At 68.7% G+C, this 390-nt stretch carries 1 protein-coding gene; it reads right to left on the bottom strand.

Going from position 1 to position 390, the window contains the following annotated elements:
- A partial coding sequence (locus AC1D0P_RS31325; protein ID WP_477680286.1) for a DUF2336 domain-containing protein occupies positions 1 to 390 on the bottom strand: 390 nt, incomplete at both ends.

The raw sequence follows: 390 nt of genomic DNA, 5'->3' as shown, positions 1-390 counted from the left end.
CAGTCAGCCCCGTCAGTTCGACAATCGCCGAAGCGAAGAAATCCAGCTTGCCGCTGCAGAGCGCCTGCATCAGGAAATTCGGCGTCAGGCGGCCGTCGCGGCGCAGGTGGTCGACCAGCGCCGGAATATCGTTGGTCTCGGCCTCGGCGGCGAGCGCCACTGTCGTCGCCTCGCACGCCTCGCGGCGGATGCGCTCGAAGCGCAGGTCGCCGATCACGTGGCGCACCAGGCCGCTTGCCGACAGCGCGTCGGAAATGGAAACGGCGAGTAGGTGCCGGGCATCCACCGGCAGTTCGTCGCGCTCGAGCAGGCGTTCGCGGATACCGGGCTCGGTGCCGAGCCGTTCGGCGATACGGCGCAGGCTCTGGCGGCTGATGACGGCACCGGGAT

The organism is Polaromonas sp. P1_G2, from assembly GCF_056405515.1.
Note: the sequence above shows the minus strand (reverse complement) of the source record. Positions and strands in the feature narration are given on the sequence as shown.